We start from the raw sequence: 23,710 nt of genomic DNA on the forward strand, positions 1-23,710 counted from the left end.
CTCGACTGGCCCCGATCGCCGTCCTGATCGATCCTCAGCGGTTTCTGCCGCGTCAACCGTCGCCGATTCGCGCGGCCTGGTGCCGAGCCGGTCCGCCGACCCCCGTCGAATGTCCGGTTCTGCGCCTGTGGGACCGCAGGGGGGCACCACCGTGCTGACGCCCAAGCGCCCACCAGGTACCCTCCCGAAGTGTCCTGGAAGCCGCTTCGTACTCTGACCCCCCGGTCGGCCCTGCCCGCCATGGCCGTCCTGCTGGTGCTCGGCGCCGGCGCCGCCGCGCACGCCAACCGCCCGGTTCCGTTCGGCGACCAGGTGTCGGCACCCGGCAACGCCCAGGCCAGCCCGGTGGTCGCGCAGTCCGCCGCACCGGTCGTCCCGGACTTCCGGGTGGGCCCCGGCCTGGAGGCGTACGACCCGTCCAGCGGCGCGCTGCTCTGGTCCTACCGCCGGGACGGCGCCACCGCGCTGCACGTCACGCCGTTCGGCCAGAGCGCCGTGGTGGTCTGGGACGACGGCATGGTCACCTCGGTGGAGATCGACAATCACCAGGTCCGCTGGCACCGCTCCGTGCCGGGCCTGTCCGACTGGCTGCAGGGCGTCGGCGAGCCGGGCGCCGACCAGCGCACCGAGGCCCAGCGCGAGCAGCTCGAACTGCAGCGGGCCGCCGCCGCCGTGCAGGTGGCCAGCGAGCCCGAGCCCTGGGTCCAGGTGCTCACCCCGGGCCTGACCATGGGCTTCCGCGACCGTGACGGAGATCTCAGGTTCAACGCCCGCCCGCAGGACGGTTGCACCTACGACCCGTTGCGTGCGGTGGACACCGACATCGCGGTGCTGGTCCCGCGCAGCTGCACCGCCACCACCGGCGCGGGCCACCAACTGCTGCCCGGGTCGATCACCGGCTTCCGGCTGGACGGTCACGGCTATGTGCTCAACGCCGGCCCCAAGGTGAAGATCACCAGGCTGGACGCCAAGCGGGTGCAGATCGACGACGGCCCGCTGGTCGGCAGCCGGGTCTTCGACACCGACCAGGGCGCCTCGGCGATCCCGTGCGACAGCCCCGAGGCACCCTTCGCGGCGGTCAAGCCGCAGGACGGCTGCCCGGTGGCGGCACCGGCCGCCGACCACTGACGGCCCCGGCCGGCCGGGCACCCGCGTTATACCGCCGAGCATGCTCGGGGCGCCCGGTAGACTGGCCCGCATGGCTGTTCTCCTCGGGCATTAGCGGCGGCAGCCGGTGAGGCTCCCGGTCCGCGCCCGTGCGTGCGGTCGGGTGCCGGCGCCGGACCGTCCAGCACGCCCTGACCCCCGCCGCACCCCCGTGCCCGGCCGCGCCGCGCTCCGCGCGCCCCGGGCCGCCCAGCTTCAGGAGTTCTCGCAGCCATGATTTCCGCCAACGCCCTCGAACTGCGCGCCGGCGCCCGCATCCTGATCGAGTCCGCCAGCTTCCGGGTCGCCCCCGGCGACCGGATCGGCCTGGTCGGCCGCAACGGCGCGGGCAAGACCACGCTGACCAAGGTGCTGGCCGGCGAGGGCCTGCCGGCCGGCGGCACCGTGACCCGCTCCGGCGAGGTCGGCTACCTGCCGCAGGACCCGCGCACCGGCGATCTGGACGTGCTCGCCAGTGACCGGATCCTCTCCGCCCGCGGCCTCGACACCGTGCTGAAGAAGATGCGCGAGAACGAGGAGCGGATGGCCAACGGCAAGGGCGCCACCCGTGACAACGCGATGAAGAAGTACGCCCGCCTGGAGACCGAGTTCCTCACCAAGGGCGGTTACGCCGCCGAGGCCGAGGCCGCCACCATCGCCGCCGCGCTCGGCCTGCCCGACCGGATCCTCGGCCAGGAGCTGCACACCCTCTCCGGTGGTCAGCGCCGCCGGGTGGAGCTGGCCCGGATCCTCTTCTCGGACTCCGACATCCTGCTGCTCGACGAGCCGACCAACCACCTGGACGCCGACTCGATCGCCTGGCTGCGCGACTTCCTGAAGACCTACAAGGGCGGCTTCATCGTCATCTCGCACGATGTCGAGCTGGTCGAGACGGTCGTCAACAAGGTGTTCTACCTGGACGCCAACCGCTCCGCGATCGACATCTACAACATGGGCTGGAAGCAGTACAAGCAGCAGCGCGAGGACGACGAGAAGCGCCGCAAGCGCGAGCGCGCCAACGCCGAGAAGAAGGCCGCGACCCTCAACTCGCAGGCCGACAAGATGCGTGCGAAGGCCACCAAGACCGTCGCCGCCCAGAACATGGCCCGCCGCGCCGAGAAGCTGCTGGCTGGTCTCGACCAGGTCCGGGTCTCGGACAAGGTCGCCAAGCTGCGCTTCCCGGACCCGGCGCCGTGCGGCAAGACGCCGTTGATGGCCGAGGGCCTGTCCAAGTCCTACGGCTCGCTGGAGATCTTCACCGACGTCGGCCTGGCGATCGACCGTGGGTCGCGGGTGGTCATCCTCGGGCTCAACGGCGCGGGCAAGACCACCCTGCTGCGGATGCTCGCGGGCGTGGAGAAGCCGGACACCGGTGAGATCATCCCGGGGCACGGCCTGAAGATCGGCTACTACGCCCAGGAGCACGAGACGCTCGACCCCGAGCGCACCGTGCTGGAGAACATGCGCTCCGCGGCGCCGGACACCGACCTGGTGCAGATCCGCAAGATCCTCGGCTCCTTCCTCTTCTCGGGCGACGATGTCGACAAGCCGGCCGGGGTGCTCTCCGGCGGCGAGAAGACCCGGCTGGCGCTGGCCTCGCTGGTGGTCTCCAGCGCCAACGTGCTGCTGCTCGACGAGCCCACCAACAACCTCGACCCGGCCAGCCGCGAGGAGATCCTCGGCGCGCTGCACTCCTTCAGCGGCGCGGTGGTGCTGGTCACCCACGACGAGGGCGCGGTCGAGGCGCTTCAGCCGGAGCGGATCATCCTGCTGCCGGACGGCGTCGAGGACCTGTGGAGCCCGGCGTACCACGACCTGGTCTCGCTGGCCTGAGCCCGCTGCTCATTTCGCCTTTCTGTCGCCCGTGATCGGTTCGCCGGTCGCGGGCGCTCGACTTCGGTAGACGCGCGCTCCTGCATCCAGCCGATGCCGTCTCATCAGGTGGACCCATTCGGGAATGTCGGCGGGAGAGATTCCGTTTTATTCGGATCCGTTCGTGTCGCCGCCCGGGCGGCCCTGCTGATCAGCTCTTTCGCCCCACCAGGCCGGATTCCGCCGGGGGCGCACACCCAGGGTGAGCGGCCCGACGCGCTCGGATCACGCCCCTGCTGGGCCCTTTTCGCCGGATGGACCTTGTCGAATGGGTGGCCAGGACGCTGGGGATGGGTGATCATGGGAATCTGACCGAGCACAGCTACGAGGAGGCACGGGTGGCCGAGACTCTGAAAAAGGGCAGCCGGGTGACTGGTGCCGCGCGTGAGAAGCTCGCGGCCGAGTTGAAGAAGAAGTACGACTCCGGAGCGAGCATTCGCGCGCTGGCGGAGGAGACCGGCCGCTCGTACGGCTTCGTGCACCGCATGCTGAGCGAGTCCGGAGTGAACCTCCGGGGTCGCGGTGGCGCCACGCGTGGAAAGGCCAAGGCTGCTGCGGCAGCCGGTTCCTGACTGGCCGTCAGGTCAGGTGCCGCGTTCTCTCCGGTCAGCCGGTGGCCGGGTGGCATCAGGTTCCGACAGTCCGTCAGTACGCCCTATCAGTACGCCCGACGCATCGGCGACCGTGACAGGTACCTTCCCCCAGCCTCCGGCCGGGAGGGGCCCCATGGCCGCCGATCGTCATGTCCGCACGCAGGGTGAAGCTCGGCCGGAGCCACGGCGGTACCCAAGGCTCGGACAATAAGTTACTCTCCGGTAGACCCAGTGGGCAGTGCGCTGGAGCCTGTCCCGACCCTCGCCGGAGGTGCCCATGACCGCGCCCGTCCCCACCCCTGACCACTCGGCCGCGTGGCAGGAGGCCGGCGTCCGACTCGACGTCGAGGGCGAGTTCGCGACGGTCACGCTCTGCCACCCCGGGCGCCGCAACGCGCAGACGCCCGCGATGTGGCGGGCGCTGGCCGCCATCGGCCGTGAGCTGCCCGCGACGGTCCGGGTGGTGGTGCTGCGGGCCGAGGGCGTCTCCTTCTCGGCCGGCCTCGACCGGGCCATGTTCACTCCGGAGGGGATCCCCGGAGAGCCGAACTTCCTGTCGCTGGCCGCCTCCTCGGACAAGGAGCTGGACGAGGCGATCGCCGGCTACCAGGAGGCGTTCACCTGGTGGCGGCGTCCCGACCTGATCAGCATCGCGCTGGTGCAGGGCCACGCGGTCGGCGCCGGGTTCCAGCTCGCGCTCTCCTGCGACCTGCGGATCTGCGCCGAGGACGCCCAGTTCGCGATGCGCGAGACCTCGCTCGGCCTGGTCCCCGACCTGGCCGGCACCAAGCCGCTGACCGACCTGGTCGGCTACGCCCGCGCGCTGGAGATCTGCGCCACCGGCCGCTGGGTGCACGCGGCGGAGGCCGCCGCGACCGGGCTGGCCAACCTGGTGGTGCCCAGTGCCGAGCAGCTGGACGAGGCCGCCCGCGACCTGGTCGCCGCGCTGCTTGCCGCGCCGCGCGCCGCGGTGATCGAGACCAAGGCCCTGCTGGCCGGCGCCGGCGACCGCTCCTACGAGGAGCAGCGCGCCGCCGAGCGGGGCGCCCAGGCGCGCCGGCTGCGGGACCTGGCGGGGATCGGCGACTGACGCGCCCTGGGCGACACGGTCCGGGCGGGGTCCGGCTCTCGGAGGGGGAGAGCCGGACCCCGCCTTTTCCATGTCCGTGACCAGGGGGACTCCAGGGGCGAGTTTCGTGGCGGAATGTCACAGTTGGGGCAGATTGCGGTATAGCTGGAGACGTCCTTCAGGAGGCACCCCCATGCCCGAGACCCCCAAGCCGTCCGACCTGAGCAAGTCCGGCCCATCGCACGGCGAGGCGCACACCGGCCCGCCCCTCGAGGAGCGCGGGCGAACCGCACTGGCCGATGGTGTGGTGGAGAAGATCGCCGGGATGGCGGCCCGTGAGGTCCCCGGCATCCACGCGCTCGGCTCAGGTCTGGCCAGGACCTTCGGCGCGATGCGGGACCGGGTGCCCGGCGGACGGTCCAGCATCTCGCGCGGCATCAAGGCCGAGGTCGGCGAGAAGCAGACCGCGATCGACATCGCGCTGGTGGTCGAGTACGGGGTGGTGATCCCGGAGCTCGCGGCGACCGTGCGACGCAACATCATCCTCTCGGTCGAGCGGATGACCGGCCTGGAGGTGGTCGAGGTGAACATCGCCGTCAACGACGTGCACCTGCCCGACGAACCGGACGAGGAGGAGGAGCTGTCCTCCTCCTCGGACCGGCGCTCCCGGGTCCAGTAGTCCCCACCGAGTCCGCAGCGAACTGCGCAGCGCGGCCCGCATCGCACTCCGCCTGGAGTTACTCCGTTTGGGAGCTCAACGATGAATCTCGCCCTGATCGGCATGGTGGCCGGGATGGCCCTGGGCTTCGCCGGCTACTTCGGCGGGTTCGCGGCCTTCCTGCTGGTCGCGGTGCTCGGAGTGGTCGGCTTCGTGGCCGGCCGGGTCCTCGAGGGCGACATCGATCTGCGCGATCTCGGTGACCTGCTGCGCGGCCGCGACCGGCGCCGGTGAGGGGCGGCGGCGCGGCCCGGGGCTTCGCGGCGGAGCCGGGCTGGGGGCGGGACACCGGGCGCGGCACGCCGCCCGCGCAGCGCGGGCGGCTGGGGATCGCCGATCGGGTGCTGGTCCGGATCGCCGAGCTGGCCGCGCGCGACGCGCTGGGGCCCGACCGGGTCGGTGAGCTGCCCCGGGTGGAGGTGGCCGTCACCCAGGGGGTCGCCCAGGTGCGGGTGGGGGTGGAGCTGCCGTTCCCGGCCGACCTCGGCCGGTGGGCGGCGGCGGTGCGGGCGGCGGTGGCCGAGCGGGTCGGTGGGCTGACCGGGATCCCGGTGCGCGAGGTGCTGGTGGTGGTGGAGCGGCTGCACCCGGTGGGGCTCGGGGACGAGGCGCCGTCGGACGGAGCCGCTGATGAGTGAGGCCGGACAGGTGAGCCCGGGCGGGCCCGGCTTCCGGGTGCCCCGCTCGCCGCGGACCAGGGCGGCGGCGCTGGTGGCGGGCGTGCTGCTGGCCGGGGCGGGACTGCTGTTCTACGACGCCGCCTCGCGCTGGGCCGGGCACCGGACCGGCAGTTGGCGCCGCTGGCTGGCCGATCAGCTCGACTCGCGGCAACTGGACACCGGGTGGGTGCTGGCCGGGGCGGTGCTGGTGGGACTGCTCGGCTGCTGGCTCTGCGTGCTCGCCGTCGCCTCGGGCGCGGGGCGTTGGCTGGTGCTGCGGCAGGCTCCCGGGACGGTGGTCGACCGGCACGGGGTGGCCGCGCTGCTGGAGACCAGGGCGCTGGAGCTGCCGATGGTGGCGTCCGCCCGGGTGCGGGTCGGGCGGCGGCGGGCACGGGTGACCATCCACGGCAGCGCCGATCTGGCGCGGGCCGAAGCGGTGCTGGGGGCGGAGCTGGCCCGGCTGGGTCTGCTGCGCGCACCTGTGCTGCGGGTGCGCGGGCGGCCGGCCAAGCACCGTCCGCCGATGCACTGACCGCCGCCTGACCCCCGGACCGAGGCTGAGAGGAGGTGACCCGCGGTGAGTCGAGCCACCGTCAACCGGCTGCTGCTCGGGCTGATCGGGGTGCTGCTGGTGCTGGGCGCGCTGCTGGTGCTGGCCGGCGGGCTGGACGTGTACCGGCACCTGGGCGTGACGCCGCCCGGTTGGTGGCCGCTGACCTCACCCCACCAGCCCGTGCTGAGCACCGCCTCGCGCACCCGCTGGCGGGATCGGGGTTGGTGGTGGCCGGCGGTCGTCGCGGGGCTGGCGGCGCTGGTGCTGCTGGCACTCTGGTGGCTGCTCGCCCAGCTGCGGCGGCCGACCCCGACCGAGCTGGAGCTGCCCGCGGTGGCCGGTCCTGGCCTGCGGGTGCGGCTGCGCGGGACGGCGCTGGCGGAGGCCGTCCAGGGTGCCTCGCTGGGGCTGCCCGAGGTCACGGCGGCTCGGGTGCTGCTGCTCGGCCGGGGCCGGCGGTTGCGGCTGCAGGCGATCCTGCTGCTGGAGCCGGGCGCGGGGGTGGCGGCCGCGGTCGAGGCCTTCCGGGCCGGCCCGGCCGCGCACGCGGCGGCGGCCGTGGGGCGCACCGGGGAGCAGCTGCCGCTGGACCTGCGGGTGCAGGTCGCCCGGAGCCCGGCCCCGCAGCACCCCCGGCAGCAGCGCCGCCGGGCCCGCCGGGCGGCCCGGGTCAGCTGCCCCGGGCCGCCCGGCGGCCGGAGCAGCCGTCAGAAGGTGTGCAGGGCGCCGCCGTCGACGGGGATCATCAGGCCGGTGAGGTAGGAGGCGGCCGGGGAGAGGGCGAAGGCGGCGACCTTGCCGAACTCCTCGGGGGTGCCGTAGCGGCCGAGCGGGATCCGGGCGCCCGCGGCGGCCCGGGCGGCCTCGGGGTCGGGTGCGAGCGCGTCGAGTTCGCGCACCCGGTCGGTGTCGATCCGGGCGGGCAGCAGGCCCAGCACCCGGATGCCACGCGGGCCGAGCTCGCCGGCCAGCGCCTTGGCGGCCATCGCGAGGCCCGGGCGCAGGCCGTTGGAGATGCCCAGCCCCGGGATCGGCTCGCGCACCGAGCTGGAGAGCACGAAGGCGATCACGCCGCCCTCGGTGAACGCCGCGGCCGCCGCGCGGGCCAGCCGCAGCGCGCCGAGGAAGACCGTCTCGAAGGAGTCGCGCCAGTCCTGGTCGTCCGTCCCGAGCACCGATCCGGCGGGCGGGCCGCCGACGCTGATCAGGATGCCGTCCAGGCGGCCGAAGCGGGTGACGGCGGTGGTGACGATCCGTTCGGCGGCTTCGGCGTCGGCGTTGTCGCCGACCAGGCCGACGGCGGCCGGCTCGCCGCCGAGGGAGTCGACGGCGGCGTCCAGGCTCTGCTGCTGACGGCCGGTCAGCAGCACCTTGGCGCCGTCGGCGGTCAGCTCACGGGCGGCGGCGAAGCCGAGTCCGCGGCTGGCGCCGGTGACCACGTACACCTTGTCGTGCAATCCGAGATCCATGGGCCCATCCTGCCGCAGCGGCGGGCGGGGCGGCTCAGCTGCCCGGGTGCACTGCCACGTCGGCGAGCAGCTGCAGGAACGCGTCCTCGCCCATCGTCGGGGTGCCCAGCTCGCGGGCCTTGCGGGCCTTGCCGCTCCAGCTGCCCGGCTCGTTGGTGACCAGCAGGCTGGTGAGCCGGCTGACCGAGCTCGCGATGTGCAGGCCCGCCGCGATCGCGCGGTCCTCCAGCAACTCCCGGTCGGTGGCGGTGTCGCCGGTGATCGCCACCCGCATGCCCTGGATCAGCGGGCCGCCCTCCCGCCAGCGCCCCGGGTTCGGGTACGGGCAGGCCGGGCGCTTGCGGCCGGGCCGGTAGGAGGTGGCGCCCCAGGAGCCGCGGGCGGGCGAGGCGGACACGGTCTGGCCGTCCTCGCCGAGGTCGGTGACCGCCACGCAGGTGGTCAGCGGGAGCGGCACGCCGCCGCTGCGGGCCAGGTGCAGGCTGGGGCGGAACGCCTCGGCGAGCACCCGGGCGTCGTCCAGCGCGTTGTGCGCGTGGCGCTGCTGGACGCCGAAGTAGTCGGCCAGCGTGGAGAGCTTGCCGTTGGCCAGCGGCAGGCCGAGGTCGCGGGAGAGGACCATGGTGCACAGCCGCTGCTCCACCGGCGCGCGAAGCCCGGCGCGGGAGAACTCACGGGAGATCATGTTCCAGTCGAAGAGCGCGTTGTGGGCCACCATCACCCGGTCGCGCAGCCGTTCGGCCAGCTCCTCGGCGATCTGCGGGAAGGTCGGCGCGTCGGCCAGCATCACGCTGGTCAGGCCGTGGATCCAGACCGGCCCTGGATCGCGCTCGGGGTTGACCAGGGTGTACCAGTGGTCGACCATCTCGCCGTCGGCGTCCAGCCGGTAGACGCCCGCCGAGATCACCCGGTCGGTGCGGCCCAGGCCCGTGGTCTCCACGTCGACCACCGCATAGCCCGCGGAGCCTTCGGATGCACCGGTGCGCTGCGTGGGGATCGGGCGAGCCGTGGGCTGGAGCGCATGCATGGTGCACCAGCTTAAGGGGCGGTGCCCTCGACGGATGACGGAACTCCTCGGCACGCCGGGCGATGCGGCGTGGATCACGTTGAAGCGGACCGCGGAATAGAGTGGCAGGTGGGGCGGGTCGTACAGCTGGACGAATTTCCATCAGGTACCCGAAGGGCATCACCATGCGCGCCACCGTGATTCACGGCCCCAATGACATCCGGATCGAAGAGGTCCCCGACCCGGTGATCCAGCAGCCCACCGACGCGGTGGTCCGGGTGGTGAACGCCTGTATCTGCGGCAGCGACCTGTGGGCCTACCGGGGCGTGGCGGACCGCGAGGTCGGCCAGCGGATCGGGCACGAGTTCCTCGGCATCGTCGAGGAGGTGGGCCCGGCGGTCGACGGATTCAAGGTCGGCGACTTCGTGGTCGCCCCGTTCGTCTGGTCGGACGGCACCTGCGACTTCTGCCGGGACGGCCTGCAGACCTCCTGCCCGCATGGTGGCTTCTGGGGCAGCGTGGGCTCGGACGGCGGCCAGGGCGAGGCGGTCCGGGTCCCGTTCGCCGACGGCACGCTGGTCAAGCTGCCCCACGACGCGGCCACCGACCCGGCGCTGCTGCCCAGCCTGCTCGCCCTCTCCGACGTGATGGCCACCGGTCACCACGCCGCCGTCGCCGCCCGGGTCCGGCCCGGCTCGACGGTCGCCGTGGTCGGTGACGGCGCGGTGGGGCTCTGCGGCGTGCTGGCCGCGCACCGGCTGGGTGCCGGTCGGATCATCGCGCTGGGCCGGCACGAGGCCCGCACCGAGATCGCCCGGAAGTTCGGCGCCACCGATGTGGTGGCCGAGCGCGGCGAAGCGGCGATCGAGGCGGTCCGCGAGCTGACCGGCGGTCAGGGCGCGCACGCGGTGCTGGAGGCGGTGGGCACCGAGGAGTCGATGCGCACCGCGATCTCGATCGCCCGCGACGGCGGCGCGGTCGGTTACGTCGGCGTGCCGCACGGCGGCAGCGCGGGCGTGGACATCGGCCAGATGTTCGGCCGGAACGTGGCGCTCGGCGGCGGCGTCGCGCCGGCCCGCGCGTACATCCCGGAGCTGCTGGCCGACGTGCTGGCCGGTGACATCAACCCCGGGCTGGTCTTCGACCGCACGGTCGAGCTGGACGGCGTCCCGGCCGGATACCAGGCGATGAACGACCGCACCGCGCTGAAGGTGCGGATCGCCTTCTAGGCCCTGAGCGAGCCAGGCGGTCGCCTCGCAGGGCCGCCGCGCCGGCGGGCCGGCGACGTAGGCTGACTTTGGAGGTTCGCTCCCGTACCGGGATCGGCGCGCACCCGGGCCCAAGATCCCTCTGGTCTAAGCTGGCGCCCGGTCCGCCCCCGGTGGGTCGGGCGCCGGTCCGTGACAGGGAAGAGGTGGGCACCGTGCTGTTGGATAGCTTCGGCCGACAGGCCGTTGATCTGCGGGTTTCGCTCACCGACCGGTGCAATCTGCGCTGCACCTACTGCATGCCCGAGCAGGGTCTGCAGTGGCTCGCCAAGCCCGAGCTGCTGACCGACGAGGAGATCGTGCGGCTGGTCGCGCTGGCCGTCCGGGACCTCGGGGTGCGCGAGGTGCGGTTCACCGGCGGTGAGCCGCTGCTGCGCCCGGGTGTGGTGTCGATCATCGCGGCCTGCGCCGAGCTGGCGCCGCGCCCCGAACTGTCCCTCACCACCAACGGCGTGGGTCTGGCGCGCACCGCGCGGGCGCTGCGCGAGGCCGGCCTGGACCGGGTCAACGTGTCGCTGGACACGCTGGACGAGGAGACCTTCCACACCCTGACCCGCCGGCACCGCCACCAGGACGTGCTGGACGGTCTGGCCGCCGCCGAGGCCGCCGGGCTGACCCCGGTCAAGCTCAACACGGTGCTGATGCGCGGGGTCAACGACCACGAAGCACCCGAACTGCTCGCCTGGTGCCTGGAGCGCGGCTACCAGCTGCGGTTCATCGAGCAGATGCCGCTGGACGCCCAGCACGGCTGGACCCGCTCGCAGATGGTCACCGCCGAGGAGATCCTGGAACTGCTCGCGACCCGCTTCACCCTCACCCCCGAGCCCAGCGCCGCGCGCGGGGCGGCACCCGCCGAGCGCTGGCTGGTGGACGGCGGCCCCGCGACGGTCGGGGTGATCGCCTCGGTCACCCGGCCGTTCTGCCGGGCCTGCGACCGCACCCGGCTGACCGCCGACGGCCAGGTCCGCAACTGCCTCTTCGCCACCGGTGAGACCGATCTGCGCACCGCCCTGCGCTCCGGTGCCTCGGACGCCGAGCTGGGCGCGCTGTGGCGGGCGGCGATGTGGGGCAAGAAGGCGGGCGCGGGAATCGACGACCCGCAGTTCCACCAGCCGGACCGCCCGATGTCGGCGATCGGCGGCTGACGGGACGTCAGGACTCGTCCTGGTCCTGCGCCTGGTCCCGCGCCTGCTGTTGTGGCCGGTCGGCCAGCGCCACGGTCTCGCGCAGGAAGCCGCGCACGCTCAGGAACTGGCTCAGGTGCTCGCGGTGTTCGCCGCAGGCCAGCCAGGTCTTGCGGCGGTCCGGGGTGTGCAGTTTCGGGTTGTTCCAGACCAGTACCCACTCGGCGGCCGCCTTGCAGCCCTTGGCCGAGCACTTGGGGGGACCGTCGGGGCCGTCGGGAGCGCCGCCCGCCGCGCCGAAGAAGTCGATGCTCATGATCGACAGTTTCTCACCCGGGCCGGTTTCCCACCTCGGCCGGTGGAGCAGGATCCCTGCGCACCACCCTGATGCGGACATGGCGACGCCGGGCAGCCACGGGGGGAGCCGCCCGGCGTCGGTCCGTCACTCCGACGGGGGATGCGGAGCGCGTACGCAGTATGTCACGGAAAGGTGGGCCTTTGGCTAGCCCTCTCAAGACTAATTTGAGCTTCTCCTGAGGTTCAGAGCTGACAAAAGGCATGAAAAACGGGCAAGTTGGTCACAGCTGATATGAAACCTCAGCTGTCGCCCTGACTTGCCCGTATACGGAGAGTCAGCTTTTGCCGGGTGGCTCCGGGGCGGCCTCGCCCCGGCCGCCGCCACCCGTACCGCCGGGGCCGAGCATCAGCGGGGTGTCGGCCGGCATGTCGAAGGTGCTCGGCAGGCCCGGGGCCCGCTCCCGGCCGGCGTTGGCGATGATCACCGCGAAGTACGGCAGCAGGACGGCGCCGGCCAGCGCGCCGAAGGCGACGTAGCGCTGCACGTTCCACAGCGCCACCGCCAGCAGCACGCAGGCGGTGCGGACCAGCATCGAGATGATGTAGCGGCGCTGCCGCCCGCGGACGTCCTCGGAGAGGCTGGTCCGGGCTCCGGTGATCCGGAAGACCCGACCGTCGTCCGACTGCCTGCCGCCCATCTGCATCGCCGCCCTTGGCTCCACCCGCGCGACACCGATTCCGCCCGGTTTGCTCCACCGTACGCTCCCTCGATCCCCGGTCGGAGAGCGGGGGAGCGGCCGCTCATCCGGCGCTGTGCCGGGTGAGGCGGTCGGGTGGCACGGTGTCGGTGAGCCAGACGCCGTTCGCGCTGATCCGGAACTCGTGGCCGGCCGCGGCCAGGCCCGCCGCGTCCACCCGCAGCACCACTGGACGGCCGTGCCGGGCGCCGACCTTGAGTGCCGTCTCGACGTCGGCGGAGAGGTGCACGTCCTGCCGGCTCATCGGGCGCAGGCCCTCGGCGAAGATGACCGGCAGGGTGCGTTCGGCGGTGCCGTGGTAGAGCACCGGCGGGGGCTGGGTGGCGGCCAGGCCCAGGTCGACCGCCACCGTGTGGCCCTGGCTGGCCCGGATCCGGCTGCCGTCCGCCGAGTAGGCGAAGCGTTGCTTGTTGTTGTTCGCCACCACCAGGTCCAGGTCGGCCCGGCTGAGCCGGTTCCCGGACCGGGCGAAGGCGGCGAGCAGCGTGTCGACCGGGACCCAGCCGCCCTCGTCGAGGGTCAGGCCGACGGCGCCCGGGTCGTGGCGGAGTATGCGGGAGAGCCGCTTGGAGGTCTTGACCAGGCGTTTTTCGTCCAAAGGGGGGTTCCTCACTAGGAAGCTTGACTGACCGAGCTCATGTTGAAGTCCGAGACCCGCACCGGCGGCATCGCGGCGCGGCTGAACCAGTCGCTCCACTCGCGCGGCAGGCAGCGCTCGGTGCGGCCGGCCTCGGTGATCCGGCCGAGCAGGTCGACCGGCGATTCGTTGAAGCGGAAGTTGTTGACCTCGCCGACCACTTGGCCGTTCTCGACCAGGTAGACGCCGTCCCGGGTGAGGCCGGTGAGCAGCAGGGTGGCCGGGTCGACCTCGCGGATGTACCAGAGGCAGGTGAGCAGCAGTCCGCGTTCGGTGCGGGCGACCATGTCGGCCAGCGTCGGAGCCGCGCTCTGGTCGGCCAGCTCCAGCAGCAGGTTGTCGCCGGCCGGGCGGACCGGCAGCCCGGTGAGGGCGGCGGTGTGCCGGGTGGTCTGCAGCTCGGCCAGCTCGCCGCCCCTGATCCACTCGGTGGCACCCACCGGCAGGCCGTTGTCGAAGACCGAGTGCGAGTCGGTGGAGGAGTGCGCCAGCACGAACGGCGCGCTCTCCAGGCCGGCGGCGGCCGGGTCCGAACGGAGCGTCAGCGGCAGCTGCGCCAGCCGTTCGCCGAGCCTGGTGCCGCCGCCGGGCCGGCTGAAGACGGTGCGGCCCTCGACGGCGTCCCGGGCGTTCATCGACCAGCTCAGCGAGATCATCAGGTCGGCCAGCGCGCTCGGTGGCAGCAGCGTCTCGTAGCGTCCGGCCGGCAGGTCGATCCGGCGCTTGCCCCAGCCGAGCCGCTCGCCGAGGGTGGACTGCAGCTCGGCCACGTCCACGTCGGCGAAGTCGCGGGTGGCGGCGCCGGCCCAGGCGGAGGCGGCGCCGGCCTTGGCGTTCAGCTCCACGGTGCCGGTGGGCTGGTCGTGGCGCAGCCGCAGGCCGGTGGAGCTGCCCAGGTAGCTGCTGATCAGCTCGTGCCGGGCGAAGCCGTAGAGCGCCTGGCCCGCCGTGCGGGCCCGGGCGAAGGCGGCGCCGAGCTGCGGGGCGAACTCGGCGAAGACGTCGATCGAGGTCTCGGCGGGCGGCTCGGTGAAGCCGGCGCTCGCGGGGGCGGCGTCGGGGCCGAGCAGCGGCTGGGCGTCCTCGGCCGGGCCGGCCGCGCGGGCGGCGGCCTCGGCGGCCCGGACCAGCTCCTCGATGTCGGCTGCGGTGACCGCCTCGCGGGCCAGCACGCCCGAGGCGGTGCCCTCGGTGCCGTGCACGGTGGAGATCACGGTCAGCCGGCGGCCTCGGGTGACGCCGTTGGTGGTCAGCGCGCCGCCCGGCCGGTTGTCGGGGGCGGCCCAGCGCAGGTTGGCGCTGGTCTCCTCGTCGACCAGGACCACGCAGCCGTCGGCCCGGGAGAGTTCCAGGGCCCGCTCGACCAGCTCGTGCGGAGAGTTGTGCTGACCGGCCATCAGTGCGCCGCCTCCTGCTGCGTGTTGAGGATGTTGACCTGCTCGAAGAGGGCGGAAGGGCAGCCGTGGCTGACCGCCGCGATCTGGCCCGGTTGGGCCTTGCCGCAGTTGAAGGCGCCGGCCAGCAGGTAGGTCTGCGGCCCGCCGACCGCCTTCATCGAGCGCCAGAAGTCGGTGGTGGTCGCCTGGTAGGCGAAGTCCTTGACCTGGCCGGCCAGCTCGCCGTTCTTGATGGCGTAGGCGCGCTGGGCGGTGAACTGGAAGTTTTACCGCTGCATGTCGATCGACCAGGACCGGTCGCCGACCAGGTACAGGCCGTTCTCGACGCCGGCCCAGAGCTCGGCGGTGTCCGGCCCCGCGGCGGCGGGTTGCAGCGAGACATTGGCCATCCGCTGCACCGGGACGTGTCCGGGGGAGTCCGCGAAGGCGCAGCCGTTGGACCGGCCTAGGCCCTTCGACTTCGCCATCCGGCGGTCGAGTTGGTAGCCGGTCAGGATGCCGTCGCGGATCAGGTCCCAGGACTGGGTGGCCACCCCCTCGTCGTCGTAGCCGATGGTGGCCAGGCCGTGCTCGGCGGTGCGGTCGCCGGTGACGTGCATCGAGTCCGAGCCGTAGCGCAGCACGCCCAGCTGGTCGAAGGTGGCGAACGAGGTGCCGGCGTAGGCGGCTTCGTAGCCGAGCGCGCGGTCGAGTTCGGTGGCGTGGCCGATCGACTCGTGGATGGTGAGCCAGAGGTTGGTGGGGTCGATCACGAGGTCGTAGCGACCCGGCTGGACGCTGGGCGCCTTGACCTTCTCGGCCAGGTACTCGGGGATCCGTGCCAGCTCGCCCGCCCAGTCCCAGCCGGTGCCGCCGAGGTACTCCCAGCCGCGCCCGGCCGGCGGGGCCAGGGTGCGCATCGACTCGAAGGCGCCGGTGCGGTCGTCCACCGCGACGGCCTCCAAGGAGGGGAGCAGGCGGATCCGTTGCTGGGTGGTCATGGTGCCGGCGGTGTCGGCGTAGAACTTGTTCTCCTGCACGGTCAGCAGGGTGGCGTCCACGTGCGAGACGCCGTCGGCGGCCAGCAGGCGGCTGCTCCAGTCGGCCAGCAGGCCGGTCTTCTCCGCGTCCGGCACGTCGAAGGGGTTGATCTCGTAGGCGGAGATCCAGGTGGCGTCCTGGTGCACCGGCTCGTCGGCCAGCTCCACCAGGTCGCCGCCGCCGGCGGCCTTGCTGATCCGGGCCGACAGCCTGGCCACCGCCACCGCCTGCTCGGCCACCTGGGCGGCGGCCTGTTCGGTCAGGTCCACGCCGGCCGCGAATCCCCAGGCGCCGTCCAGCACCACCCGCACCGCGAAGCCGAGCTGGAGGCTGTCGGAGCTGCCGGCCGGCTTGGCGTCGCGCAGCCGCCAGGACGCGCTGCGCACCCGCTCCATGCGGAAGTCCGCGTGGCTGACGCCGAGTTGGCGGGCCCGGTCGAGCGCGGCGGCGGCCAGCCGGCGCAGCGGCAGGGCGAGGAAGAGCGGATCGACCTGGCGGCCGGCTGAGCTGCTGGCGGTCGGCGGCATCGGACTCCCTGGTGGTGACGGGCCGGCGGGCGGCGAGCGGTGCGGGCCCGCCCGGGTCAAGGGGGTCCCGCACCGCATCATGGCCTGCCAGCGCCCTTTCAGCCAGGAAATAACGGTCCGCGTGGCTGACGATCCGTCAGTTCCGTTCTGCTCAGGCCAGATCGGCCCACCAGGGGTCCAGCTCCGGCGGGTCGGACACCTCCACCCGCTCGCCCGGGCGCGGGACCGCGACCGGCACGCCCTGCGCCTTGGCCTCGGTGAGCAGCCGCTCGATGGGCTCGGACCACGGGTGCAGGCCCAGGTTGAAGGTGCACCAGTGCACCGGGACCAGCAGCCCGCCGGTCAGCTCCCGGTGGGCCAGCACCGCGTCCTCGGGGCTGAGATGGATGTCCGCCCAGTACCGGTCGTACGCGCCGATCTGCACCAGCGCGGCGTCGAACGGGCCGTGTTCGGCGCCGATCGCCGCGTAGCCCTCGAAGTAGCCGGAGTCGCCGGTGTAGAAGACCTTGCGGCTCTGCCCGGCGATCACCCAGGAGCCCCAGAGCGTGGTGTTGCGGGTCAGCGAGCGGCCGGAGAAGTGGTGCGCCGCGGTCAGCGTGACGGTCAGCTCGCCCAGCGTGCAGGTCTCGTCCCAGTCGAGCTCGATGATCCGGTGCTCCGGCACGCCCCAGCGGCGCAGGTGGCCGCCGATGCCCAGCGGCACCGCGAACGGTGCGGACTGGCTGCGCAGCAGGCGCTTGACGGTCGGCATGTCCAGGTGGTCGTAGTGGTCGTGCGAGATCAGCACCACGTCCACCGCGGGCAGCTCCTCCAGCTCCATCGGCACCGGGTGCAGCCGCTTGGGGCCCAGGTGCGCGGAGGGCGAGCAGCGTTCGCTCCACATCGGGTCGAGCAGCACCCGGGCGCCCTCGATCTCCACCAGTGCGGAGGCGTGCCCGTACCAGGTGATCGCCACGCCCTCGGCGGCCGGCCGGTCGGCGGGGGCCGGCTCGCGGACCAGCGGGACCGGGCGGCGCGGGGTGCCCCCGCCGCGCTCGGTCAGGAAGCGGCGCAGCACGGTCGGGTCGGTCGGCGAGAAGCGCTGCGGGGAGCGGGCCACCGTGGAGGGCGCGTTGTGGAAGGTGCCGTCCGCGTACTGGGGAGAGTTGCGGATCCGGTCACCCGGCTCGGCGTCGGGGTCGCGCCCGAAGGCGGCGGGGACCTCGCGCAAGGCCCAGGCCGCGGCGCCGAGCCCGACGGCCGCGGTGGTCAGGGTGAGCAGTCGGCCCCGGCGGCTGCCGCCCTGGGGGTTTGCCTCGCTCATCGGGATGCCGCCCTTTACTGGAGTGTTCTCGGCAGTCGGTCGGGCCACAGGCTACGACTCCACCCGCCCGCACGGACAGGCCAACGGGTATCCGCCGCTTGGCGTTCCCGACAGCTCGACCCGGTCAGGTCAGGGCAGTCTTTGTCGGAAGGCGACAGATCCGACCCGAATCACCTGTTGAGCCCTGATTCGTCGCGATGCGGAGGCAACCGATAGCGTCACACTGCGTACGCTGCCCGTGCGTCGCGCAACCACGAAAGGGAGAGGTGGATCGTTGAGCCGCTCGGTTCTCGTCACCGGAGGTAACCGGGGCATCGGCCTCGCCATCGCCCAGGCCTTCGCCGAGGCGGGCGACAAGGTCGCCATCACCAGCCGTTCCGGCGAGCTGCCCGAGGAGCTGGCCAAGTTCGGCGTCCTCGCGGTGCGCTGCGACATCAACGACACCGCGCAGGTGGATGCCGCCTTCACCGAGGTGGAGAAGGAGCACGGCCCCGTCGAGGTGCTGGTCGCCAACGCCGGCATCACCAAGGACGTGCTGATGCTGCGGATGACCGAGGACGACTTCACCTCGGTGGTCGACACCAACCTGACCGGCACCTTCCGCGTGGTCAAGCGCGCCTCGGCCAAGATGCTGCGGGCGAGGAAGGGCCGGATCGTGCTGGTCTCGTCGGTGGTGGGCCTGCTGGGCTCGCCCGGCCAGGCCAACTACGCGGCCTCCAAGGCCGGCCTGGTCGGCTTCGCCCGCTCGCTGGCCCGCGAGTACGGCCCGCGCAGCATCACCGTCAACGTGGTCTCGCCCGGGTTCGTCGACACGGCCATGACCGCGGTGCTCAGCGAGGAGCGCCGCCAGGAGATCGTCTCGGGGGTGCCGCTGGGCCGGTACGCCGCGCCCGCCGAGGTCGCCTCCACCGTGCGGTTCCTCGCCTCCGACGAGGCCGCGTACATCACTGGAGCCGTCATTCCCGTGGACGGCGGATTGGGCATGGGTCACTGAGAACATGAGCGGAATTCTCGAAGGCAAGCGGATCCTGATCACCGGCGTGCTGATGGAGTCCTCCATCGCCTTCCACACCGCGAAGCTGGCCCAGGAGCAGGGTGCCGAGATCATCCTGACCGCCTTCCCGCGGCCCACCCTGACCGAGCGGATCGCCAAGAAGCTGCCCCGGCCCGAGAACGTCAAGGTGCTGGAGCTGGACGTCAGCAACACCGAGCAGCTGGACGGCCTGGCCGACCAGGTGCGCGAGCACCTCGGCAGCCTGGACGGCGTGGTGCACTCGATCGGGTTCGCGCCGCAGGACGCGCTGGGCGGCAACTTCCTGAACACGCCGTGGGAGTCGGTCGCCACCGCGATGCAGATCTCGGCGTACTCGCTGAAGTCGCTGACCATGGCCTGCCTGCCGCTGATGGCCGAGGGCGGCTCGGTGGTCGGCCTGACCTTCGACGCCCAGGTGGCCTGGCCGCAGTACGACTGGATGGGCCCGGCCAAGGCGGCGCTGGAGGCGACCTCCCGCTACCTGGCCCGCGACCTGGGCAAGCAGGGCATCCGCTGCAACCTGGTCTCGGCCGGCCCGCTCAAGTCGATGGCCGCCAAGTCGATCCCGGGCTTCGAGCTGCTGGCCGACACCTGGAACCACCGCTCGCCGCTGAACTGGGACGTCACCGACATGGACCCGGCGGGCCGCGGTGTGGTCGCGCTGCTCTCGGACTGGTTCCCGAAGACCACGGGCGAGATCATCCACGTGGACGGCGGGCTGCACGCGATCGGCGCCTGAGCGCTGCACTTTCAGCGGCGACCCTCGTCGCGGCCGGTCGACCGGTCGTGGCGGGGGTCGCCGCTGTTGGTCGCGACAGACCCTACGACTCGGCGTCCATCCGGCCGCAGGCCCCGATCACGGCCGAGGACTCCGTCGCGGCGGCCGCCGGATCGCCACTGCTGATCGCGGCGAGGATCCGGTCGTGGCCCACGTAGCGCTCGGGCGAGAGCACCGGGCCGATGTCCTGGCGCAGATGGGCACGGGTCACCTCGCCGAGGTCGGCGTAGACCTCGGCCAGCACGTCGTTGTGCGCGGCGGCCACCACCGCCTGGTGGAAGGCCGCGTCGGCCTGCACGAAGACCTCGGCGTCGCCGCCGAACCAGGCCTCCTCGCGCCGGGCCAGCGCGCCGCGCAGCAGCGTCAGGTCGCGTTCGGTGCGCCGGGTCGCGGCCAGCGCCGCCGCGCCCGCCTCCAGCACCGAGCGGAGCTCGGCGATCTCCTGCTGCTCGGCGTCGGCGAACCGCCGGTGCATCACCCCGGCCAGTTCGCTGGTGGCCAGCACGTAGGTGCCCGAACCCTGGCGGATGTCCAGCAGGCCGTTGTGGGCGAGCGCGCGGACCGCCTCGCGCACGGTGTTGCGGGCCACGCCCAGCTGTTCGACCAGCGCGGCCTCGGTGGGGATCCGTGAGCCGACCGGCCACTCACCCGAGGTGATCTGGGCCCGCAGCTGGGCGATCACCTGATCGGCCAGCGGGGTGCGCCTGGGCGAGGACAGCGTCATGGTGCTCCTTCGGAGGCTCGGCTGGGACCATCTTCTCTCGATGATGGCTCGCTAATTCATCCCATCATTCTATGATGGTGCCTATGCTCTCAGCGTCCTCCGAAGCCGCGTCCCGCGAAGCCGACTCCGACACCACCGCCCGAACGACTCCCGCGCCGGCCCCTGCGCCGACCCCTGCTCCGGCCGTGGGCCACCGCTCCGGCCGGCTCGGCTGGCTGCTGGCCGCCGCCGTCGCGCTCGCCGCGTTCAACCTGCGGCCCGTGGTGACCAGCCTCGGCCCGCTGCTCCACCAGGTCCGCGACGACCTGCACATGAGCGCCACGGTGGCCGGGCTGCTCACCGCCGTGCCGTCCTTCTGCTTCGCGATCTTCGGCTTCGCCGCCCCGGCGCTGGCCCGCCGGTTCGGGCCCACGGTGGTGGTGACCGCGGGGCTGGGCGCGATCACCGCCGGCGTCGCCGCCCGCGCCTTCTCCGGCAGCACCGCCGTCTTCCTGCTGCTGACCGCCCTCGCGCTGGCCGGGGTGGCGGTGGCCAACGTGCTGATCCCGGTGGTGATCAAGCGCTACTTCCCGGACCGGGTCGGGCCGATGATCGGGCTGTACTCGATGGCACTGTCGGCCGGCACCGCGCTGGCCGCCGCCGTCACCGTGCCGCTGACCAGCGCGCTGGGCGGCAGCTGGCGGCAGGGCCTGGGCATCTGGGCGGTGCTCGGCGGGCTCGCGGTGCTGGTCTGGCTGGTCACCCTGGCGGTGCGCCGGGACGGGCGGCCGGCGCGGGACGGGGGTGCCGCCGCCGGGAGGCTGGCGATCACCCGCAGCCGCACCGCCTGGGCGCTGGCGGTCTTCTTCGGCTGCCAGGCCACCGGCGCGTACGCCGTGATGGGCTGGCTCTCGCAGATCTTCCAGGACGCGGGCGTCAGCGCCGGCACCTCGGGCATGCTGCTCGCCCTGACCATGGCGATCGGCGTGCCGATCTCCTTCGTGCTGCCCAGTTGGGCGGCCCGCCGTGGTGATCAGCGGATCTTCGTGGTGGTGCTGGCCGGCTGCGGCCTGGCCGCCTACCTCGGGCTGGCCCTCGCCCCGGCCGGCGGGCAGTGGCTCTGGGCCGTGCTGCTCGGCCTGTCCAACTGCGCCTTCCCGCTCACCCTGACGATGATCGGACTGCGCGCCCGGACCAGCGGTGGGGTGGCCCAGCTGTCCGCCTTCGCCCAGGGTGTCGGCTACCTGATCTCGATCCCTGGCCCGATCCTGGTCGGCACCCTCTACCAGCGCACCGGCGGCTGGGACCTGCCGCTCGGCTTCCTGGCCGTGCTGCTCGTGCCGCAGCTGCTGATCGGTCTGCGGGCGGCCCGGGCCCGGCACATCGAGGACGAGGTGACGGCGCCCCCGGCGGCCGGCTGACCCGGAATCGTGGACGAGGTGACGGCGACCCCGGCGGCCGGCCGACCCGGAAAGGATGCGAGACTCGGGCCATGCCCGTTCTCGAACCCAACCCGCCCGACAGCCGCCGCAAGCTGCTCCAGGTCTTCGGCGCGATCCTCGGAATCGTCGTGTTGATCTCGATCGTGGCGACGATCGCCCAGTCGATGGGCTGATCCCGACCGGCGGGCCGTCTGGCCCGGTAGCGAGCACGGTTTTCTGCGAAGCTTTCTCGTATGAGCCTCAACGCGCCTCGCAGGATCACCGTGCTCCGCCATGCCAAGGCCGACTGGCCGGAGGTCGCCGACCATGAGCGCCCGCTCGCCGACCGCGGTCGCCACCAGGCGCCGGCCGCCGGGCAGTGGCTGGCCGACTCGGGGATCAACCCCGACTTCGTGCTCTGCTCCAGCTCGGTGCGCACCCGGGAGACCTGGAAGCTCGCCTCGCACGAGCTGCCCAAGCGCAGCCGCAAGACGGTCTTCGAGGATCGGGTCTACGACGCGACCGCGGGCGAGATCATCGCGGTGCTGCAGGAGACCCCGGACCAGTTCGCCGACCTGATCCTGATCGGGCACAACCCGGGGGTGCAGAACCTGGTCGAGGTGCTGGCCGGGGACGAGAGCATGGGCGACGAGCTCGCCCGGCTGCGCCAGGGCGGGTTTCCGACCGCCGGGATCGCGGTGTTCTCCCTCGACGGTTCCTGGAAGTCGGTCGAACCCGGGGCGGCCAAGCTGGTCTCGTTCTACGTGCCGCCGCAGGACTGACGCCGCAGTGCCGCAGTACTGACATCGCAGCCGGTGTGGTGGGCCCGGTACGTGGTGCGCGTACCGGGCCCACCACCCGCGCGTCGAGAAGGGGCTCCTACTCCGGCGGCGTCCCGTGCAGCTCGTCCGCCGCCTCCACCTCTTCGCGGGTGATCCCCAGCAGGTAGAGCACGGTGTCCAGGAACGGCACGTTGACCGCGGTGTCGGCGGCCTCGCGGACCACCGGCTTGGCGTTGAAGGCCACGCCGAGTCCGGCCGCGTTCAGCATGTCCAGGTCGTTGGCACCGTCGCCGATCGCCACGGTCTGCTCCAGCGGCACCTTGGCCTGGTCGGCGAAGCGGGCCAGCCAGCGGGCCTTGCCGGCCCGGTCGACGATCTCCCCGGTGACCCGCCCGGTGAACCGGCCGTCCTCGACCTCCAGCGTGTTCGCCGCCGCGAAGTCCAGCCCGAGCAACTCCACCAGGTAGTCGGTGACCTGGGTGAACCCGCCGGAGACGATGCCCACCTGGTAGCCGAGCCGCTGCAAGGTGCGGATCAGGGTGCGCGCCCCCGGTGTGAGCCGCACCTCCGAGCGCACCTTCTCCACCACCCCCGCGTCCAGCCCGGCGAGCAGCGCCACCCGGGCCCGCAGGGATTCGGCGAAGTCCAGCTCGCCGCGCATCGCCGCCGCGGTCACCTCGGCGACCTCGGCCTCGCAGCCCGCGTGGGCCGCGAACAGCTCGATCACCTCGTCCTGGATCAGGGTGGAGTCCACGTCCATCACCACCAGGCGCTTGGCCCGCCGCTCCAGGCCCGCCGAGACCACCGCGATGTCCACCCGCTGCGCGGCCGCCTCCACCGCGAGCGCGGCCCGCAGCCGCTCGGTGGCCACGCCGGAGACGGCCAGCTCGACCGCGGTCACCGGGTACTTGGCCAGCCGGAAGACGCGGTCGATGTTGCCGCCCTCGCAGGTCACCTGCCGGGTCAGCGCCGAGACGGCCGCCGCGGTGAGCGGGTGGCCGAGCACCGTGACGTGTGAACGGCCCTCGGCGCGCGGCCGGTTGTCGCCGGTGCCGGAGATGATCTCGGCCTGGAGCCTGGTGTCCTCGGCCCACCGGTGCACGGTGGCGCGCAGCGCACCCTCGGCCCCCAGCGCCCCGCCGGCCGGCGGGGTGATCAGAGCACAGAGCGTTATCCGGCCACGGGTGACCACCTGCTCGATGTCGATCACGTCGACGTCGAACGCGGCCAGCGTGGCGAAGAGTCCGGTGGTGATGCCCGGACGGTCCTTGCCGAACACCTTGACCAGCAGAGTGCGCTCGTCGTCGGCAGTCCGGGGCTGCGGGGGAGTGCTGTTCATGGTGCTGCCCACGCTACCTGGCCGCACCCCGCGCACTCGGGCGCGTCCGTCCTCTGGACGTCCGTTGTTCACCGGCGATTCGCCGCGCGATCCGGCACGAGATCCGCACGAGATCCGCACGAGCTCGGGCGCGTGATCCGGCTCGTCGTCCGGCACCCGGGGCGGCGGGGAGCAGCCGCTGTCACCGCGCGGGCGGCGGATGGTTGCCGCCAGGTCACAGTCCACGGGGCTGGCT

The 23,710-nt window shown here is 72.9% G+C and carries 25 protein-coding genes and 1 pseudogene; 16 read left to right on the forward strand and 10 right to left on the reverse strand.

Translation table 11 applies throughout. The features are described 5' to 3' along the window. Nucleotides 1-189: 189 nt before the first annotated feature. From P3T41_RS08520 to P3T41_RS08560, 9 genes are all read left to right on the forward strand, one after another. Nucleotides 190-1,128 (forward strand): hypothetical protein, encoded by a 939-nt coding sequence (locus P3T41_RS08520; protein WP_280688991.1) that lies wholly within the window; start codon nucleotides 190-192, stop codon nucleotides 1,126-1,128. Between the two features lie 252 nt (nucleotides 1,129-1,380). Beyond that, nucleotides 1,381-2,979 (forward strand): ABC-F family ATP-binding cassette domain-containing protein, encoded by a 1,599-nt coding sequence (locus P3T41_RS08525; protein WP_280688992.1) that lies wholly within the window; start codon nucleotides 1,381-1,383, stop codon nucleotides 2,977-2,979. Nucleotides 2,980-3,356: 377 nt separating this feature from the next. Continuing rightward, nucleotides 3,357-3,590, forward strand: coding sequence for a helix-turn-helix domain-containing protein (locus tag P3T41_RS08530; protein WP_035843861.1), 234 nt, complete (start codon nucleotides 3,357-3,359; stop codon nucleotides 3,588-3,590). Nucleotides 3,591-3,888: 298 nt separating this feature from the next. Continuing rightward, complete coding sequence (locus P3T41_RS08535; RefSeq protein WP_280688993.1) at nucleotides 3,889-4,701, forward strand: enoyl-CoA hydratase/isomerase family protein; 813 nt, start codon at nucleotides 3,889-3,891, stop codon at nucleotides 4,699-4,701. Between the two features lie 172 nt (nucleotides 4,702-4,873). After that, nucleotides 4,874-5,359 carry an Asp23/Gls24 family envelope stress response protein gene (locus P3T41_RS08540; RefSeq protein WP_280688994.1) on the forward strand — a complete coding sequence of 162 codons (486 nt, stop codon included), beginning with the start codon at nucleotides 4,874-4,876 and terminating at the stop codon, nucleotides 5,357-5,359. A gap of 81 nt (nucleotides 5,360-5,440) precedes the next feature. Continuing rightward, entirely contained in the window at nucleotides 5,441-5,632 is a 192-nt protein-coding gene (locus tag P3T41_RS08545; RefSeq protein ID WP_280688995.1) for a hypothetical protein, read from the forward strand. Next, nucleotides 5,629-6,036: a hypothetical protein gene (locus tag P3T41_RS08550; RefSeq protein WP_280688997.1), complete on the forward strand. Its 408-nt coding sequence runs from the start codon at nucleotides 5,629-5,631 to the stop codon at nucleotides 6,034-6,036. Before P3T41_RS08545 ends, P3T41_RS08550 begins: the two co-directional genes overlap by 4 nt. Next, a complete protein-coding gene (locus tag P3T41_RS08555) occupies nucleotides 6,029-6,592 on the forward strand; it encodes a DUF6286 domain-containing protein (protein ID WP_280688998.1) in 564 nt (187 codons plus the stop codon). Before P3T41_RS08550 ends, P3T41_RS08555 begins: the two co-directional genes overlap by 8 nt. A 45-nt stretch (nucleotides 6,593-6,637) precedes the next feature. Next, complete coding sequence (locus P3T41_RS08560) at nucleotides 6,638-7,375, forward strand: alkaline shock response membrane anchor protein AmaP (protein ID WP_280688999.1); 738 nt, start codon at nucleotides 6,638-6,640, stop codon at nucleotides 7,373-7,375. Here P3T41_RS08560 and P3T41_RS08565 read toward each other — a convergent pair. Both P3T41_RS08565 and P3T41_RS08570 read right to left on the reverse strand, forming a co-directional pair. Beyond that, nucleotides 7,321-8,082 (reverse strand): SDR family oxidoreductase, encoded by a 762-nt coding sequence (locus P3T41_RS08565; RefSeq protein WP_280689000.1) that lies wholly within the window; start codon nucleotides 8,080-8,082, stop codon nucleotides 7,321-7,323. The two genes, P3T41_RS08560 and P3T41_RS08565, sit on opposite strands and share 55 nt — an antisense overlap. Before the next feature lie 34 nt (nucleotides 8,083-8,116). Beyond that, on the reverse strand, nucleotides 8,117-9,109 hold the full coding sequence (locus P3T41_RS08570; protein WP_280689001.1) for a DEDDh family exonuclease: 993 nt from the start codon (nucleotides 9,107-9,109) through the stop codon (nucleotides 8,117-8,119). A 164-nt stretch (nucleotides 9,110-9,273) separates the two neighbouring features. Between P3T41_RS08570 and P3T41_RS08575 the strand changes: the two genes are divergently transcribed. Together P3T41_RS08575 and moaA are read left to right on the forward strand one after the other, a co-directional pair. Then, a complete protein-coding gene (locus tag P3T41_RS08575) occupies nucleotides 9,274-10,317 on the forward strand; it encodes a zinc-dependent alcohol dehydrogenase family protein (protein WP_280689002.1) in 1,044 nt (347 codons plus the stop codon). 194 nt (nucleotides 10,318-10,511) lie between these two features. Continuing rightward, nucleotides 10,512-11,501, forward strand: a complete 990-nt coding sequence (gene moaA, locus P3T41_RS08580; protein WP_280689003.1) for a GTP 3',8-cyclase MoaA — start codon at nucleotides 10,512-10,514, stop codon at nucleotides 11,499-11,501. A 7-nt stretch (nucleotides 11,502-11,508) separates the two neighbouring features. On the opposite strand, the gene P3T41_RS08585 is transcribed toward moaA, so the two are convergent. The 6 genes and pseudogenes from P3T41_RS08585 to P3T41_RS08610 form a co-directional block, all read right to left on the reverse strand. Then, nucleotides 11,509-11,796, reverse strand: a complete 288-nt coding sequence (locus P3T41_RS08585; RefSeq protein WP_280689004.1) for a hypothetical protein — start codon at nucleotides 11,794-11,796, stop codon at nucleotides 11,509-11,511. Between the two features lie 316 nt (nucleotides 11,797-12,112). After that, a complete protein-coding gene (locus P3T41_RS08590; RefSeq protein ID WP_280689005.1) occupies nucleotides 12,113-12,475 on the reverse strand; it encodes a DUF3099 domain-containing protein in 363 nt (120 codons plus the stop codon). Between the two features lie 103 nt (nucleotides 12,476-12,578). Continuing rightward, nucleotides 12,579-13,133: an RNA 2'-phosphotransferase gene (locus tag P3T41_RS08595; protein ID WP_280689006.1), complete on the reverse strand. Its 555-nt coding sequence runs from the start codon at nucleotides 13,131-13,133 to the stop codon at nucleotides 12,579-12,581. Nucleotides 13,134-13,147: 14 nt separating this feature from the next. Then, on the reverse strand, nucleotides 13,148-14,569 hold the full coding sequence (locus tag P3T41_RS08600; protein WP_280689007.1) for a metallopeptidase TldD-related protein: 1,422 nt from the start codon (nucleotides 14,567-14,569) through the stop codon (nucleotides 13,148-13,150). Beyond that, nucleotides 14,569-16,116 (reverse strand): annotated as a pseudogene (locus P3T41_RS08605) (TldD/PmbA family protein). Before P3T41_RS08605 ends, P3T41_RS08600 begins: the two are co-directional and overlap by 1 nt. Before the next feature lie 151 nt (nucleotides 16,117-16,267). Next, nucleotides 16,268-17,419, reverse strand: coding sequence for an MBL fold metallo-hydrolase (locus tag P3T41_RS08610; RefSeq protein WP_280689008.1), 1,152 nt, complete (start codon nucleotides 17,417-17,419; stop codon nucleotides 16,268-16,270). A gap of 274 nt (nucleotides 17,420-17,693) precedes the next feature. Between P3T41_RS08610 and fabG the strand changes: the two genes are divergently transcribed. Together fabG and fabI are read left to right on the forward strand one after the other, a co-directional pair. After that, a complete protein-coding gene (fabG, locus tag P3T41_RS08615; protein WP_280689009.1) occupies nucleotides 17,694-18,413 on the forward strand; it encodes a 3-oxoacyl-[acyl-carrier-protein] reductase in 720 nt (239 codons plus the stop codon). A gap of 4 nt (nucleotides 18,414-18,417) precedes the next feature. After that, on the forward strand, nucleotides 18,418-19,191 hold the full coding sequence (fabI, locus tag P3T41_RS08620; protein WP_280689010.1) for an enoyl-ACP reductase FabI: 774 nt from the start codon (nucleotides 18,418-18,420) through the stop codon (nucleotides 19,189-19,191). Nucleotides 19,192-19,273: 82 nt separating this feature from the next. On the opposite strand, the gene P3T41_RS08625 is transcribed toward fabI, so the two are convergent. After that, nucleotides 19,274-19,954: a FadR/GntR family transcriptional regulator gene (locus P3T41_RS08625; RefSeq protein ID WP_280689011.1), complete on the reverse strand. Its 681-nt coding sequence runs from the start codon at nucleotides 19,952-19,954 to the stop codon at nucleotides 19,274-19,276. Between the two features lie 83 nt (nucleotides 19,955-20,037). Here P3T41_RS08625 and P3T41_RS08630 point away from each other — a divergent pair, with 83 nt between their 5' ends. The 3 genes from P3T41_RS08630 to P3T41_RS08640 all read left to right on the forward strand — a co-directional run bounded on the left by P3T41_RS08630 (nucleotide 20,038) and on the right by P3T41_RS08640 (nucleotide 22,136). Further along, nucleotides 20,038-21,354, forward strand: a complete 1,317-nt coding sequence (locus P3T41_RS08630; protein ID WP_280689012.1) for an MFS transporter — start codon at nucleotides 20,038-20,040, stop codon at nucleotides 21,352-21,354. Between the two features lie 71 nt (nucleotides 21,355-21,425). Further along, a complete protein-coding gene (locus tag P3T41_RS08635) occupies nucleotides 21,426-21,548 on the forward strand; it encodes an SGM_5486 family transporter-associated protein (protein WP_280689013.1) in 123 nt (40 codons plus the stop codon). Between the two features lie 60 nt (nucleotides 21,549-21,608). After that, nucleotides 21,609-22,136 (forward strand): histidine phosphatase family protein, encoded by a 528-nt coding sequence (locus P3T41_RS08640; RefSeq protein ID WP_280689014.1) that lies wholly within the window; start codon nucleotides 21,609-21,611, stop codon nucleotides 22,134-22,136. Between the two features lie 97 nt (nucleotides 22,137-22,233). Here the strand turns inward: P3T41_RS08640 and serB are convergent, their stop codons facing one another. Next, on the reverse strand, nucleotides 22,234-23,475 hold the full coding sequence (gene serB / locus P3T41_RS08645) for a phosphoserine phosphatase SerB (protein ID WP_280689015.1): 1,242 nt from the start codon (nucleotides 23,473-23,475) through the stop codon (nucleotides 22,234-22,236). Nucleotides 23,476-23,710: the final 235 nt, after the last annotated feature.

This window comes from Kitasatospora sp. GAS204B (assembly GCF_029892155.1).
GTDB lineage: Bacteria > Actinomycetota > Actinomycetes > Streptomycetales > Streptomycetaceae > Kitasatospora.

What these genes read in the sequence shown, in the direction of transcription:
- P3T41_RS08630 (WP_280689012.1), top strand. Translation starts at nt 20,038, where the DNA reads ATGCTCTCAGCGTCCTCCGAAGCCGCGTCCCGCGAAGCCGACTCCGAC.
- P3T41_RS08590 (WP_280689005.1), bottom strand. Translation starts at nt 12,475, where the DNA reads ATGGGCGGCAGGCAGTCGGACGACGGTCGGGTCTTCCGGATCACCGGA.
- P3T41_RS08540 (WP_280688994.1), top strand. Translation starts at nt 4,874, where the DNA reads ATGCCCGAGACCCCCAAGCCGTCCGACCTGAGCAAGTCCGGCCCATCG.
- P3T41_RS08600 (WP_280689007.1), bottom strand. Translation starts at nt 14,569, where the DNA reads ATGGCCGGTCAGCACAACTCTCCGCACGAGCTGGTCGAGCGGGCCCTG.
- fabI (WP_280689010.1), top strand. Translation starts at nt 18,418, where the DNA reads ATGAGCGGAATTCTCGAAGGCAAGCGGATCCTGATCACCGGCGTGCTG.
- P3T41_RS08625 (WP_280689011.1), bottom strand. Translation starts at nt 19,954, where the DNA reads ATGACGCTGTCCTCGCCCAGGCGCACCCCGCTGGCCGATCAGGTGATC.
- P3T41_RS08610 (WP_280689008.1), bottom strand. Translation starts at nt 17,419, where the DNA reads ATGAGCGAGGCAAACCCCCAGGGCGGCAGCCGCCGGGGCCGACTGCTC.
- P3T41_RS08570 (WP_280689001.1), bottom strand. Translation starts at nt 9,109, where the DNA reads ATGCATGCGCTCCAGCCCACGGCTCGCCCGATCCCCACGCAGCGCACC.
- P3T41_RS08575 (WP_280689002.1), top strand. Translation starts at nt 9,274, where the DNA reads ATGCGCGCCACCGTGATTCACGGCCCCAATGACATCCGGATCGAAGAG.
- P3T41_RS08525 (WP_280688992.1), top strand. Translation starts at nt 1,381, where the DNA reads ATGATTTCCGCCAACGCCCTCGAACTGCGCGCCGGCGCCCGCATCCTG.
- P3T41_RS08565 (WP_280689000.1), bottom strand. Translation starts at nt 8,082, where the DNA reads ATGGATCTCGGATTGCACGACAAGGTGTACGTGGTCACCGGCGCCAGC.
- P3T41_RS08585 (WP_280689004.1), bottom strand. Translation starts at nt 11,796, where the DNA reads ATGAGCATCGACTTCTTCGGCGCGGCGGGCGGCGCTCCCGACGGCCCC.
- P3T41_RS08640 (WP_280689014.1), top strand. Translation starts at nt 21,609, where the DNA reads ATGAGCCTCAACGCGCCTCGCAGGATCACCGTGCTCCGCCATGCCAAG.
- P3T41_RS08535 (WP_280688993.1), top strand. Translation starts at nt 3,889, where the DNA reads ATGACCGCGCCCGTCCCCACCCCTGACCACTCGGCCGCGTGGCAGGAG.
- P3T41_RS08545 (WP_280688995.1), top strand. Translation starts at nt 5,441, where the DNA reads ATGAATCTCGCCCTGATCGGCATGGTGGCCGGGATGGCCCTGGGCTTC.
- serB (WP_280689015.1), bottom strand. Translation starts at nt 23,475, where the DNA reads ATGAACAGCACTCCCCCGCAGCCCCGGACTGCCGACGACGAGCGCACT.
- P3T41_RS08555 (WP_280688998.1), top strand. Translation starts at nt 6,029, where the DNA reads ATGAGTGAGGCCGGACAGGTGAGCCCGGGCGGGCCCGGCTTCCGGGTG.
- P3T41_RS08635 (WP_280689013.1), top strand. Translation starts at nt 21,426, where the DNA reads ATGCCCGTTCTCGAACCCAACCCGCCCGACAGCCGCCGCAAGCTGCTC.